The sequence below is a fragment of the Kitasatospora sp. NPDC048194 genome (assembly GCF_043202455.1).
Classification (GTDB): Bacteria; Actinomycetota; Actinomycetes; order Streptomycetales; family Streptomycetaceae; genus Kitasatospora.
Genome location: NZ_JBIDAK010000009.1, coordinates 222,598 through 235,066, shown reverse-complemented (window position 1 = coordinate 235,066; position 12,469 = coordinate 222,598). Strand labels below are relative to the sequence as shown.

General features: G+C 70.9%; 17 protein-coding genes. 5 read left to right on the top strand and 12 right to left on the bottom strand.

Annotated elements, in window-relative coordinates; genetic code table 11:
• Positions 1 to 145: 145 nt before the first annotated feature.
• The 8 genes from ACGF07_RS14680 to ACGF07_RS14645 form a co-directional block, all read right to left on the bottom strand.
• Positions 146 to 1,015: a methyltransferase domain-containing protein gene (locus ACGF07_RS14680; protein ID WP_392898595.1), complete on the bottom strand. Its 870-nt coding sequence runs from the start codon at positions 1,013 to 1,015 to the stop codon at positions 146 to 148.
• Positions 1,016 to 1,072: 57 nt separating this feature from the next.
• Positions 1,073 to 1,318: a hypothetical protein gene (locus ACGF07_RS14675; RefSeq protein ID WP_392898592.1), complete on the bottom strand. Its 246-nt coding sequence runs from the start codon at positions 1,316 to 1,318 to the stop codon at positions 1,073 to 1,075.
• Between the two features lie 3 nt (positions 1,319 to 1,321).
• Positions 1,322 to 1,480: a hypothetical protein gene (locus ACGF07_RS14670; protein ID WP_350747064.1), complete on the bottom strand. Its 159-nt coding sequence runs from the start codon at positions 1,478 to 1,480 to the stop codon at positions 1,322 to 1,324.
• Positions 1,481 to 1,607: 127 nt separating this feature from the next.
• Positions 1,608 to 2,450 (bottom strand): helix-turn-helix domain-containing protein, encoded by an 843-nt coding sequence (locus ACGF07_RS14665; RefSeq protein WP_392898589.1) that lies wholly within the window; start codon positions 2,448 to 2,450, stop codon positions 1,608 to 1,610.
• The gene (locus ACGF07_RS14660; RefSeq protein ID WP_392898586.1) at positions 2,447 to 3,199 is read right to left on the bottom strand and encodes a DUF6879 family protein; all 753 of its coding nucleotides are present in this window, start codon (positions 3,197 to 3,199) and stop codon (positions 2,447 to 2,449) included. Before ACGF07_RS14660 ends, ACGF07_RS14665 begins: the two co-directional genes overlap by 4 nt.
• Before the next feature lie 209 nt (positions 3,200 to 3,408).
• On the bottom strand, positions 3,409 to 4,116 hold the full coding sequence (locus tag ACGF07_RS14655; RefSeq protein WP_392898584.1) for a carbon-nitrogen hydrolase family protein: 708 nt from the start codon (positions 4,114 to 4,116) through the stop codon (positions 3,409 to 3,411).
• Positions 4,117 to 4,185: 69 nt separating this feature from the next.
• Positions 4,186 to 4,377, bottom strand: a complete 192-nt coding sequence (locus tag ACGF07_RS14650; protein WP_392898582.1) for a DUF397 domain-containing protein — start codon at positions 4,375 to 4,377, stop codon at positions 4,186 to 4,188.
• The gene (locus tag ACGF07_RS14645; protein ID WP_392898580.1) at positions 4,370 to 5,233 is read right to left on the bottom strand and encodes a helix-turn-helix domain-containing protein; all 864 of its coding nucleotides are present in this window, start codon (positions 5,231 to 5,233) and stop codon (positions 4,370 to 4,372) included. Before ACGF07_RS14645 ends, ACGF07_RS14650 begins: the two co-directional genes overlap by 8 nt.
• A gap of 235 nt (positions 5,234 to 5,468) precedes the next feature.
• Here ACGF07_RS14645 and ACGF07_RS14640 point away from each other — a divergent pair, with 235 nt between their 5' ends.
• Together ACGF07_RS14640 and ACGF07_RS14635 are read left to right on the top strand one after the other, a co-directional pair.
• The gene (locus ACGF07_RS14640) at positions 5,469 to 5,828 is read left to right on the top strand and encodes an ATP-binding protein (protein ID WP_392898577.1); all 360 of its coding nucleotides are present in this window, start codon (positions 5,469 to 5,471) and stop codon (positions 5,826 to 5,828) included.
• Positions 5,828 to 6,085, top strand: coding sequence for a hypothetical protein (locus ACGF07_RS14635; protein ID WP_350742918.1), 258 nt, complete (start codon positions 5,828 to 5,830; stop codon positions 6,083 to 6,085). The genes ACGF07_RS14640 and ACGF07_RS14635 overlap by 1 nt, the downstream gene beginning before the upstream one ends.
• A gap of 184 nt (positions 6,086 to 6,269) precedes the next feature.
• Here ACGF07_RS14635 and ACGF07_RS14630 read toward each other — a convergent pair whose 3' ends face one another.
• Positions 6,270 to 6,638, bottom strand: coding sequence for a nuclear transport factor 2 family protein (locus tag ACGF07_RS14630; RefSeq protein WP_392898574.1), 369 nt, complete (start codon positions 6,636 to 6,638; stop codon positions 6,270 to 6,272).
• 323 nt (positions 6,639 to 6,961) lie between these two features.
• Between ACGF07_RS14630 and ACGF07_RS14625 the strand changes: the two genes are divergently transcribed.
• Together ACGF07_RS14625 and ACGF07_RS14620 are read left to right on the top strand one after the other, a co-directional pair.
• Positions 6,962 to 7,870 (top strand): PRC and DUF2382 domain-containing protein, encoded by a 909-nt coding sequence (locus ACGF07_RS14625; protein WP_392898572.1) that lies wholly within the window; start codon positions 6,962 to 6,964, stop codon positions 7,868 to 7,870.
• 197 nt (positions 7,871 to 8,067) lie between these two features.
• Positions 8,068 to 8,946 (top strand): LysR family transcriptional regulator, encoded by an 879-nt coding sequence (locus ACGF07_RS14620; RefSeq protein ID WP_392898570.1) that lies wholly within the window; start codon positions 8,068 to 8,070, stop codon positions 8,944 to 8,946.
• Positions 8,947 to 8,969: 23 nt separating this feature from the next.
• Here the strand turns inward: ACGF07_RS14620 and ACGF07_RS14615 are convergent, their stop codons facing one another.
• The gene (locus ACGF07_RS14615; protein WP_392898567.1) at positions 8,970 to 9,557 is read right to left on the bottom strand and encodes a TIGR03086 family metal-binding protein; all 588 of its coding nucleotides are present in this window, start codon (positions 9,555 to 9,557) and stop codon (positions 8,970 to 8,972) included.
• 65 nt (positions 9,558 to 9,622) lie between these two features.
• Here ACGF07_RS14615 and ACGF07_RS14610 point away from each other — a divergent pair, with 65 nt between their 5' ends.
• Positions 9,623 to 10,543 carry a DUF6597 domain-containing transcriptional factor gene (locus ACGF07_RS14610; protein ID WP_392898564.1) on the top strand — a complete coding sequence of 307 codons (921 nt, stop codon included), beginning with the start codon at positions 9,623 to 9,625 and terminating at the stop codon, positions 10,541 to 10,543.
• A 1-nt stretch (position 10,544) separates the two neighbouring features.
• Here ACGF07_RS14610 and ACGF07_RS14605 read toward each other — a convergent pair whose 3' ends face one another.
• Both ACGF07_RS14605 and ACGF07_RS14600 read right to left on the bottom strand, forming a co-directional pair.
• On the bottom strand, positions 10,545 to 11,240 hold the full coding sequence (locus ACGF07_RS14605) for a VC0807 family protein (protein ID WP_350742930.1): 696 nt from the start codon (positions 11,238 to 11,240) through the stop codon (positions 10,545 to 10,547).
• A 122-nt stretch (positions 11,241 to 11,362) separates the two neighbouring features.
• On the bottom strand, positions 11,363 to 12,340 hold the full coding sequence (locus ACGF07_RS14600; RefSeq protein WP_392898561.1) for an ABC transporter substrate-binding protein: 978 nt from the start codon (positions 12,338 to 12,340) through the stop codon (positions 11,363 to 11,365).
• Positions 12,341 to 12,469: the final 129 nt, after the last annotated feature.

Genomic DNA, 12,469 nt, shown 5'->3' with positions numbered 1-12,469 from the left:
TGGGGCCGGCTCCGGTGGTCCGGGGAGTGCGGGGCCCCCCGGCCCGGGGGGGGGGGGCCGGGCGGGCGGGGTGGCGGGGGGGGGGGGGGCCGGGGGGGGGGCGGGGGGGGGGCCCGCCCCCCCACTCCGGCGTCTGGCCGCGCTTTCAGGCGGGGATGGGCACCGGCTGGGCCGGGGCGTCCAGCCACACCGTCTGGCCGGCGGGTGTGACGGTGAGGCCGAAGCGGTCGAAGCCCGGGCGGCCTTGCGAATCCCACCAGTGGAAGGCGGCTTCCACCTCGTCCCAGAGGCGGCGCGGGCCGGACTGGACGACTTCGTAAGCGGTGCGGTCGGGCTCCCCGTCGACGGTGGCCCAGGAGGTGACGGCCGTGTCGTGCAGCCACAGGGTGTAGCTGCCGTCGTCGTAGCGCTCGACGAGGGGGAAGACCCCCGGCACCTGGACTCCGACGGCGAACATGGCCGACCAGTCGGCGATGCTCTCGGGAGAGAGGGAGGTCGCTGTTGTCTCCCCGTCCGCCGGCCACGGTCCGGACAGGTACTCCAGGCTGCTGGGCCGGGCCGAACGCTGCTGGCGCAGCCGCATGAAAGCGCACGACCTGACGAACGGTCCGCTCGCCGTGCCGTCCTCGGCGACGGTCAGCCGGACGACGGCCTCCCCGCCGTACTCGGGGCCCCAGGGAGCGACGATCACTCCGCCGGGCCGCGATTGGGAGACCCAGGCGTGCGGGACGCGGCCGACCGAACAGGTGGCGATCACCCGGTCGTAGGGAGCACCGCCGGGGTGCCCGGCGGCTCCGTCGCCGACCACGGGCGTGGGGTGGAACCGGGCCCGGGCGAGGCGCAGACGAGCGTCGGCGGCGTTGTCCCCGTCGACCTCGACCGTGACGACGTTGCGGGAGCCCAGCCGGTGGCAGAGCAGGGCGGCGTTCCAGCCCGTGCCGGTGCCGATCTCCAGCACCCGGTTGCCTGGCTCCGGGGCCAGGGCGGCGAGCATCGAGAACACCATGGTGGGCATGGAGTTGGAGCACGTGGGGGTGGTGCCCCGGTGGTCTCCGGTGTGGTCGCCGTCGTCTCACTGGGTGGTGAGCGGGATATCGGAGTAGACGGCGCGCCACCAGTCGCCGGGGTCGGCGTGCCGGTTCACGGCGTCGCCCTGGCGCACGCCGTCGCCCTGGCCGGGCCAGACGAGCGCGGGGACGAACCAGTGGCGGGGGACGGCGTGGTAGGTGGGCAGCCAGTCCGGGGTGAGGGACCCGTTCGCGATGAGCACGGAGGCCAGCCGGGCCCGACCGGCCTCCGCTTCGTGCCGCTCGGTCACGCGTCAGCGCCCCGTCGCCGGACCGCTGCCGTCCGAGGAGTTGCCACCCTCGTCACTGCCGCCCCCGCCGTGCTTGTTGCCGCGGCTGCTGTCGTCCTGCTGGCCACCCCCGGTGCCGGAACCGGACCCGCCACCGTGCTTGCCGTCGCTGAACACGGGCATGTTCTCCTCCCTTTCGCGGCGGCACCGATGCCGCCGTCGAGCAGCACGGTAGGAGGACGGTGGCCGCAAGTCGGCGTGGGATTCTCGAATATTCGGGCTTCCGGGAGACGAGGTTCGCGAGGATTCTTCAGACAGCTCCGAGACTCCTGCGGCACCGCGCGATGACCTTGTGCGCATCCGATCCGTAAACGGCCGAGTCGGCCAGCATCTCCCACACGCGCAGGTAGAGTGCCACGTTCTCCGGTTGGTCGAGCCAGAGCTCGGCGTGCCAGTCCTCGACGATGACGAGTCGCTCGTCATGGATCCAGAAGCCGTTGGCCGCAGGAAGCTTGATCGAGGCCTCGAACGGCACGATGCCCAGGGAAACGGTGTCCAGCCCGATCACACCGCTCAGTCGGTCGAGCTGCGCCGCCATGACTGCCGCCGGGCAGACGAGGGCACGAAGGGCGGCTTCCCACATGATGATGTGGTACTTCCTACCAGGCCGATAGAGGCTCTCCTGGCGCTGGATGCGGGCCCGTACTGCATCCTCGACATCGCGGGGTGACCGATGAAGGTCGACGTAGGCGTTGAAGATGTGCCGGGCGTAGTCAGCCGTCTGGAGTATGCCGACAATCATGGCGCCCTCCCACGCGCGCATGGTCGACGAACGGTTGTGCTCGGCGGTCAGTGCGTCCTGCACAGGCTTGTGCCCGGCGGCCAACTGCCGTCGCCAGGACCGGTGTCCTGACTCGAAAGCCCGGAGCCTCGCGGACAACTCGGCCGCTGCTTCTGGTTTTCCGACGCCGTCGGCCCAGGCATTGAGATCAACGTGAGTGGCAGTCTGCCGACCGGTCTCCAGTTTGCTCACCTTGGACTGCGTCCAGCCCAAGCGCTCGGCCAGCTGCCGACCTGTGAGGCCGCCCTCGGCTCGCAGCTCACGGAGCCGCCGGCCGAGGGCGATTCTGGCTTGCTGGAAGTCGGTACTCACACGCCGGACGGTACCTGAGCCTCGAACTCACGGTGCGGTGTGGCGTGGTGCCAGGCAGCGTCCCGCTCCTGGCAGGCGCGAGCCACTCGCACCGGATCGGTGATCAGCTCGACCTGGGTCAAGTCATCTTCGGTATCGAAGTGCAGCAGAGCGATGACGCGCGAGTCGAACAGCCAGGCGTCTTCTTGCGGGAGACCCAGCCGATCGGCGTCCGCGCGCCACAGGTAGCGGATGTCCTCACCGACCAGGCCGTTCCGCTTGGCGTTGTCGAGCAGGTAACGCTGGCCGATGGTGGGCGGGTTGTCCATGATCCGAACCCGCTCGAACCGCTTGCCCAGGGCGGACTGCTCGCGCCGCGAGCGGCACCAGGGGTGGTCCAGGTCCCATTCGGGATCCAGCCCGGCGACGAATCGGCGGTAGGTCTCGCTCTGTTCGTCGGAGCGGTACTGGCGACGGGTCTCCAAGCGAAATGCGGTGTGCTCGAAGCTCGTGAACATGTCTTCGAATTCCTCGAAGCTGATCAGCACGGGCTCTCGGTCCAGGTCACGCGGAGCGAAGTCGGCGAGCAACACCCGAGGCACGATGACCGCCCCCTCGCCGGGCTTGACGTTACGGAGCTGGGCGAGGTCGTCGGGATCGGTCGCGACCTCCCCCTGCACGAGGACTTCCCCGGTTTCCGCGTCTTCGTAAAGGGTCGGGCACCCGTTGTGCCCCGAGTTGCTTCCGATGTACCGCAGTCGTCGGCTCACAGCCGCTCCCCTCGCAGTCGGTCAGGCGGAATCAGGATGCCGTGGAAGCAGTGACCATGAAGCGGTGATTCTCGAATATTCGCGCGGGGAACCGAAGGTGCCGTAGCGAACCGCGTAACTGCCGACTTTGACGAAGGTTGCTCGGTTTGCGGGTTGGGCCGGAGCAGGAAGTCGGGCGGGCCGACTTCCTGCTCCGTGGGCGGGGAGTCCTAGCGGACGTCGGCGATGGCGATGGTGGTGGAGTGGCCGTCGGCCTCGGTGAGGAGGGTGCCGCCCGGGGCCCACAGAGCGGCGCCTCCGCAGCCGGTCCAGGGGCCGGCCGGGCCGACGTGGTTGGCGAGGACGACGTGCATGTCCGTGCCCTTGGCGATGCCCGGGTAGAGGGTCGCGCGTTCGTGGATGCCGTCGCCGGTGCCGTAGAGGGAGCTGGCGAGGTGGACGTCGCAGCCGTCGGCGGCGCCGCGGGAGACCAGGTCGGGGATGTGGTTGTCGAAGCAGGTGGCGAGGGCGAACCGGAGGCCGCCGAATGCGAAGCGCCCGTCGCTGTCACCTGCGGTGAAGACGCTCTGTTCGGCCTCGTAGAGGTGCTGCTTCAGGTAGGTGGTGACCAGTTCGCCGTCGGTGTCGTAGACGAACGTGCCGATGCCGGGTCGCGGCCCGTCGGTCGGGACGGCGCAGTTGATCACGGTGGCGATGCCGGTGGAGCGGAGGGCGTCCAGGCGGGCGTCGTCCGGGGTGACCCAGAGCGCGGGATCGTCGGACAGGGCGTCCAGCTCATAGCCGGTGAGGACGAGTTCGGGGAAGACGATCAGCTCGGCGCCCTGCGACTGTGCCTGTTCGGCCAGGGCGACCAGTTGCCGCACGTTGGCGGGAATGTCGGCGGGGGTGCAGGTCAGCTGGGCAGCGGCGATCTTCATGGGGACGAGCATGGCATGGGGTGGGAGTGGGAAGTCGGCATGGCCGACTTCCCACTCCGGGGCGGGGTGTCAGGCGTGCTGGTCGAATTCGCCGGCCTTGATGCCGTCGAGGAGGGCGGCGAGGGCGGCTGGGGTGGTGCGGAGGATGAGGTGGCCTTCGTCGGATTCGCGGAGTTCGACCAGTCCGGCCACGCGGCGGACCTCTATACACGCATTGCTTGCGCCGGAGTGGCTGGACTTCTGCCAGATGGAGCTATGCATGCTTGCGTTCGATCTCCTTCTTGATGTGCCGGATGAAGTCCCGTGACTCCTCCTCTGAGAGTGCAACGGATGCCATCCGCGCGAGCATCTCGCGGTAGCTCGCAAGCTGTGCAGGAGAGTCCGAGATCAGCAGGTTGTGCGTGGTATCTATCTGGAGCGTATCCAGTTCTGTCACGGGGCCTGATGCATAAGTGAAGTTTTCACTGGGGCCCGGTAGGGACTCAACGTCAAACGGCACCGCACGAATAGAGACCACCGGGTTTTCCGAGAGCTTGATTAGCTCATCGAGCTGTTCCGCGAGGATCTTGGGGCCACTGAACTGCATTCGGAGTGCTGCTTCGTGGATGAAGGCCTGAATCGGCGTACCGCCCGAGCGGACGACGTGTTGTCGCTTCATGCGGAAGTCGAGCCGGACATCAAATTCATGGCGAGGCAGCGGTGGGATCGCACGTGTGAAGACTGATCCGGCGTATGCCTTGGTCTGAAGGAGTCCATGGACGAACGTGATCGTATAGGCGGTGAGGCTCTTTGCTGTCCCTTCCAGCTCTGCGAGGTCGAGCAGGTCGGCGGAGACAGTGCCGCGATAGTCCTGCCACCAGCCTTGGCCGCGTTCGGTAGTCATCTCTGCGAGAGCGTTGATCAAGGGCTGGTTGGTGCACATGCACGTGGCGGCGATCGTCCGCAGTCGCTCGACGCTGATCCCGCTCTTCCCGGTCTCCATCTGGGTGACCTGGGCGGCGTGGATGCCGAGTTGGCGCGCCAGCTGACTGCTCCCGAGGCCGGCTTGTTCCCGCATCCTCCGCAGCTCAGTCCCCACCCGCCGTTGGCGCAGGGTCGGGTTCGGTCGAAGAGCCATGATGTCCTCTCTGCGGGTGCTGGGACCAGTGTGCCCCACGGAAGAGGGAAGTTTTCAGCGAAGGTCTTAAGCGAAAGACCGCATGCGCTATGGTCGTTCTCACCTCGATCCGACGGGTCGTCAGTAACGCCTGGTCGCAGGCGCCGCAGAGCAGCCATGCCCACCTGCCTGGCCTGGCTCACGGCGACACATGCCCGCCGGATCTCCCCACCCCATCACGCCCGGGAGTACTCCCATGCGTCACCTCAACACGCCCTCCTTCGCCCTCACTCGCCAGTCCCTGCGGGACGCGATGATCCGCTCCGGCTGGCACCCCTCCTGCACCTTCGACGCCGAACTCGCCCTTGGCGAGCTCCTGGTCAACGCCTGGCGGCACGGGCGCACGCCCGCCCCCATCGTCCAGATCCTCTTCCTCGGCCGGACCCTCCGGGTCTCCGTCTCCGACGAGAGCCCCGTCCCTCCCGACCCCCGCACCCCTTCCCCCCTCGCGGAATCCGGCCGGGGCCTCCAGCTCGTCGCCGGCCTCACCAGCCGCTGGGGCGTCGACCCGCAGGAGCGCGGCAAGTCGGTCTGGTTCGAGCTGGACGCCGCCTGATGACCCTCCCGCGCCGCCGCCCCATGAAGCCGACCGACCCCCGGATCCGCTACTACACCGAGGACCACATCCGCACGCTCCTCGCCGAACTCCAGGAGCGCGGCAAGAAGTTCGGCCTGCTCTTCCCCTCCGCGAGCACCGACAGGACCATCGACGGCCGGATCCTCATCCGCTTCAACACCGCCCCGGCCTCGACGCTCCTCAACCTCCTCACCCTCCTCCTCGACGCCGAGAAACCCGCCCCGTGCGATTCCTGATCGCGACCGCCTTCGCGGTCCTTCTCGCCCTCGCGATCGCCACGGTCGCCCTGGGCGTCATCACCGCCCTCCGGGCGGCCCCGCCCGACGAGGAGTCCTGAGTGCGAACAGCCGAAGAGGGCCGTCACCGCCCCCGGCGATCACGGCCCTCCTGCTCTGCCCGTCCCTGTTCCGCCCGCCCCGCTCAGCCCTTCGCCTCGAAGCCCGCCAGCAGTCCGCGCGGGTCGAAGGTCACCCGGATCCGGGCGATCTTCCCGTTCTCCACGTGCATCCAGTTCGCCGTCGGCGCCGGCGGCGCGATGCGGGTGTGCAGCTCGAACCAGGTGATCACCTCGTCTCCTTCCGCCACCCGTACCTTCACGTCGATCTTCTCCAGTACCTGTCCGAGGCCCCTCAATCCGCCCAGCGCCTCCTCGGCCCCCGACGCCGTGCCCAGCGCGCCGACGAAGTCGACGTCGTCGGCCAGCAGGCCCCGGAGGGTGTCGAAGTCGCCCGCCTCCCAGGCGGTGAAGTAGGTCTCGGCCAGCTCGCGTGCAGTCCTCTTCGTCGTCATGCGTCCATCCTCCCGACCCCCGATCCATCCGTCCAACAGATGGATCCGATCGGTCCCATCACCCATACCGATGGTTCGAGGTGACACCCGGTGAACGCCGAACGCCCGAGCGCACATCGCCGCCCGCTCCGGCAGTGACGCGCCGTGTCGGTTCCGGTGGTCGACGCGCGGGGTCTCGCTGCCGCCCTCGCTCGACGCTACCGACCGTCATCGCCGCAGCTCACGCATGCCTTGACGCTGAGTAAATGTCAGGTGATGCGGTTTCGGCCGACCCTGCCCGGCAAGGCGCTCAGCAGTCGAAGTGTGAAGGAGGCGTGAAGTCGATGATCACCGAACAGCAAGCCCGCTCGATGCTGCACCACCCGGTCCACGACGCGGAGGACAGCAAGATCGGCAAGGCGGACCACGTGTTCCTCTCCGACGCCACCGGCAAGCCGGAATGGGTGAGCATCAAGACCGGCTGGTTCGGAACCAGCGAGTCGTTCGTCCCGATCCGCGACGCCCGGGTCGTCGACGATCACATCCAGGTCCCGTACCTCAAGGACAAGGTCAAGGACGCACCACTGGTAACCGTCGAGGACGGCGGGCACCTCTCCGAGCGGGAGGAACGCCGCCTGTGCCGGCACTACGGCATCGCCTGGGACGAGGCCTGGAGAGCCGCCAACCAGCCCGGTGAGGGCGGCTGGGCCCACGCCGGACGCCAGACCGCCGCCGGTACCACCGCCGGCACCGCTGCCGGCACCGCTGCCAGCGCCGCCGGCCGGACCGCCGCCGGCCGGACCGCCGCCGGCCGTACCGGCGCCCGCCGGGGCGAGGACGACGCCATGACCCGCTCCGAGGAGCAGATGCGCGTCGGTGTCGAGCGGTACGAGTCGGGCCACGCCAAGCTGCACAAGTACGTCGTCACGGAGGAGCAGCAGCAGACCGTCCCGGTGCGCCACGAGGAAGCCCGCATCGAGCGCGAACCCATCACCGAGGCCAACCGGGACGCGGCCCTGGCAGGCGAGCCCATCTCGGAGGCCGAGCACGAGGTCACCCTGCACGCGGAGCGCCCCGTCGTGCACACCGAGGCCGTGCCGGTCGAACGCGTGCGGCTGGTGACCGAGGAACACGTCGACGAGCAGACCGTGAGCGGCCAGGTGCGGAAGGAGCGCATCGAGGCCGAACTCTCCGCCGAGGACCAGCAACGGCTACGGGGCAAGGGAACCCGGGGCGAGGACCGTCGCCGGTGAGCCGTTCTCGGTGAACCGTCGTCGGTGACCGCCCCCGCCCCCGCCCCCGCCGGGTCGTCACCGCCCCGCCGGGTCGTCACCGTCCCGCCGGGTCGCCACCGCTCCCGGGCGGTGACGGCCCGGCCCGCCGGAGCCGGACGAGCCGCCCGCGGCTTCCGCCGAACCGGGGCACCGGCCGTCGAATATGGTCACCGGTCATGGAGATGCACCAGCTGCGCTACTTCGCCGCCGTGGTCGACGAGGGCTCGTTCACCGCGGCGGCCGGTCGCCTGCACGTCAGCCAGTCCGGCATCAGCACCCAGATAGCCAAGCTGGAAAGGGAGTTGGGTCAGACGCTGCTGGAGCGCTCGGGCCGCCGGGTCCGGCTCACCCCCGCCGGGGAGGCGATCCTCCCGCTCGCCAAGAACGCGCTGGCCACCCTGGACGCGATCCGCCACACCGCCGCCGAGTTCGCCGACGCGGTGCGCGGGCGGGTCCGACTGGGCATGATCATGGGCTGTTCGATCCCGCCGTTCCTGGACACCGTCGCGGACCTCGGCCGCACCCACCCCGGCATCGAGCTGAGCCTGCACGAAGACCACTCGGAGGTGCTGCAGGCCCAGGTCCTCGCCGGCGCCCTCGACCTCGCGCTGATCGGCTACGCGGGCGAGATCGCCCCCGGCCTGGAGGTCGGCGTGGTGGTGGACGATCCCATCGCCGCCGTGGTGCCGGTCGGGCATCCCCTCGACCGGCCCGGCCTGAAGCTGTCGGACCTGAGCGGCGAGAAGATCCTCTGCCTCTCCCGGGGCACCGGCCTGCGCGCCGCCTACGACCGCTCCTGCGCCCGGCTGGGCCTCGCTCCCCGCGTGGACATCGAGGCCAGCTCCCCGGCGGCCGTGCTGCGCCTCGCCGAGCGCGGCGCGGGTGTCGCCGTGCTCAGCCCGTCCTCCGTCGACGGGTCAGGGCTGCGGGCCGTGCCGCTCGCCGACGCCACCACGAACGCCCGCCTGGGCCTGGTCGCCCGCCGCGACCAGCAGTCCCCGGCTGTCCGCCTGCTGCGCTCCAAGTTGCGGACCGCGCTGGGGCAGTTCCTTTAGCCTCTCCTGACGCCTCCCGGGCCTCAGGCCTTCCACCGCGGGTCGCGGCCCGAGGCGGCCAGCGCGCGGTCCCACGCCGGGGCGTCGTCCGGCACGGCCACGACGTCGGCGAAGCCCGCGTACTGCCGGTACAACGCGGCGTTCTCCTCGACGATCTCCAGGGTCAGCCGGGCGAGTTCGTCGTCGACGGCGATCTCCCCGCCGACGGCCCGGGCGACGTCCCAGCCGTGCAGCAGCAGCTCCAGGACCAGCATCCGGGCGATCCCGACCGCCGGGACGGGGGAGCCGCCGAGGTCGAGGTCGCCCTCCCAGGCGCCCGGCTCGGCCCAGGCCGCCACCGCCCGCTCCAGTTGCGCCGCGTACGCGGAGCGCCAGTCGGCGTCCGCCGTGAAGTCCCGCGCGCTGAGCTCCTCGGGCAGTTCGATGCGCCGGGCACGGTGCTCCAGGCCGTGCGAGGTGTAGAGCACCCAGTGGTTGATCAGCGCCCGCAGGTCGAACTCCGGGCAGGGCGTCGGCGCGTCCAACCGCTGCCCGGCCGGGACGGCGGCGGCGACCTCGGCTGCGGCGGAGGCGGCCCGGGTCAGGAAGGGGTGCATCGGGTGAGCGTTCATGGCACCAGCATGCCCCGGCCGGTGCGGGCGCGTCTTGAAGAAATGCGACGACTAGCCTGGTGGCCATGCACCTGCCCGAGCCCGTGCCCGAGCGCCCCGAGCCCGCGCCCGCGCCCGCGGGCCGTGAGTCCGGCCGTGAGCCCGACGCCGGTCTCGGCCGCGGGGTGCTCCACCCGGCCCGGGCCGCCGAGCTGATCAGCGTGCAGCGGCTGGCCCCCGAGCCCGCCGTGGCACGGTTCGTGGAGTGCTACTGGCTGGTGCGCTGGGACCTGTCCGGCCGGCCTCCGTACGAGCAGAAGGTGCTCGCCCACCCGAACGTGCACCTGGTCTTCGAGGCGCCGCGGCCCCGGGTCTACGGGGTGGACCGCGCGCTCTTCGTCCGGCGCCTGGAGGGTGTCGGGCACGTCCTGGGGGCGAAGTTCCGCCCCGGCGCCTTCCGGTCCTTCGCCGGGCACCCGGTGAGCGCCCTCGCGGACCGGTCCGTCCCCGCCGCCACGTACTTCGGCGCCGAGGTGGACCGGCTGAACGCCCGGATCCTCGGCGAGCCGGGCGCCGAGCCCGCCGCCGAACCGGCTGCTGGACGCGCCACCGCCACCGAACCGGCCGCCGACTCGTACGCGGCGCTCGTCGACGAGTTCCTCCGCCCCCGGCTGCCCGCTCCCGACCCGGCGGCCGAGGAGGCCGCCGCCGTCGTCGAGCGGATCACCGCCTCACCCGGCCTGTGCCGGGTGGACGAGCTGGCCCGCGAGCTCGGCGTGACCGTCCGCAGCCTCCAGCGGCTGTTCTCGGAGTACGTCGGCGCCCCACCGAAGTGGGTGCTGCGGCGGGCCCGGCTGCACGAGGCCGCCGAACGGGCCGCGCGGGCGGGCGGGTTGGACCTGGCGGCGCTCGCCGTGGAGCTCGGCTACGCCGACCAGGCCCATCTGACCCGGGACTTCACCGCGGCCGTCGGCGTCCCGCCCGCCCACTACGCGGGTTCGCGCTGAATCAGGCGGCTGCGGCAGCCGCGGCGGCCGCCTCGGCGGCGGCCCGGCCCCGGGCGCTGGCCCGCTTGGCGTAGGTCATCGTGAAGTAGACCAGGCCGCCGATCACCGCGTACGGAAGGATGTTGTTGATCGTCACCACCGTGCCGTGCGAGAGGGTGTAGACGAACACGATCCGCAGCGCGGCCTCCAGGACGAAGGCGATGCCCCACACGACGGTCAGGTTCCGCTGGACCCGCCGGAAGCCCTCGTACTGCCACATCGAGTTCCACCAGGCGATCATCTCGGGCGTGCCGTCGGTGGCGAACTTGCGGCCGAAGTAGAACATGATCGGCTTCGGCGCGGCCAGCGAGACGAGGTAGAGCACGCCCAGCAGGCCCGAGATGAAGGAGTCCTTGGCCAGCAGCATCTTCGGGTCGGTCGGGCCGATCAGCGAGACGACCAGGGTGAGGGCGACGAAGGCCAGCGAGACGACGGCGAACTCGTCGATCCGGCGGTGCCAGGCCAGGTAGATGACGCTGTCGACGACGGGGCCGAGGCCGGACAGCAGGATGGCGGTGGCCTCGCTGTAGCCGTGGTCGTGCAGCTGGTTGTAGATCATGATCGGCGCGACCACGTTGAACGCGATGCTGATCAGCCAGCCGAGTGCGGCGGCCTTCCCCTTCCGAGCAGGGGCGGTCGGAGCTACGGCAGTTGACATGGTGGTGTCCCCCGGGGCGAATTGTTGTGATCGGCGGCCCATTGTGGCGGAATCACCGCTCCGCTGCACAACCTCGGCGAGTCGACATGTCGTCAGTGGACCGACGATGCCCGGCAGTCGGGCTACGCCCCGAGGAAGCGCTGCAACTCGTCCAGCATGAAGTTGGCACCGGTGTACCCGATTCCCTGGAACCACAGCTGGTCGTCCACCGGGAAGGCCCGGTGCGCCCTGACCGCCCCCAGCGCCTGCCAGCCGGGGCTGGCCAGTGCCGCGTCGGCGCCCGCCCGCGCCGGATCCCCGTACGTCGCGTACAGCAGGAGGTCGCCGTCGGCCCTGGCGATCTGGTCCAGCGGGATCTCGAAGTCCGACTGGTCGACGTTCTGCGCGTCCGGCCGCCCCACCTGGGCGTCGGCGAGCACCGTCCCGGGGAAGCTCTGCCGCCCGTACAGCCGGATGCCGCCGCCCTCGGTGAACCGCACCAGGCTCACCCGGCGTCCCGACAGCCTCGCCGCCGACAGCGCCTGCGCCACCTGCCCGGCGTGCTTCTGGTACGCGCCGACGAAGGCCGCGGCCGCCGCGACCCGGCTCAACGCCTGGGCGTGCAGCTGGAAGTCGGCCTTCCAGGGGGCCCCGGTGGTCTGGGTGAGCACGGTCGGGGCCAGCTCGCTCAACTGCGCGTACCGGTCGCCGTCGCGGGCCTGGTTGGAGAGGATCAGATCCGGCCGCAGGGCCCGTACGGCGGCGAGGTCGGGGGCGCCGGCTGGGCCGACCATCCGGATGCCCGCCGTGCGGGAGGCGGGCCAGTAGTCCGGGTAGCGGGTGTCGGCGGCCGGGAGCGCCGCGCCGACCGGGGTGATGCCGAGCGTCAGCGCGGAGTCGAGCACATCGGTGTCCAGCACCACCACCCGCTGCGGCTCGCCCGGGACGACCACCGGGCCGGTCGCGGCGTTCACCGTGACCGGCGGGGCCGGGGTCGGGGAGGGCGTTCCGCTCGCCGGGAGGTTGTCGGCCACCGGCGGCGCCGACCGTCCGGAGGAGCACGCCGTGAGCGCGGCCCCGCCGAGGCCGGCGAGGAACGTACGGCGGGCGATCCGGGGCATCGGCGGGTCCTCCGGCGAAGGCGGCACGGCTACGGGCGGGAGCGGGGTCGATTATGTCCGAAATGGGGGCCGGAATTCCGTCAGGCTCCCGCTCGCGCTCGCGCCCGCGTCTGTGCCCCTGCACGGCGG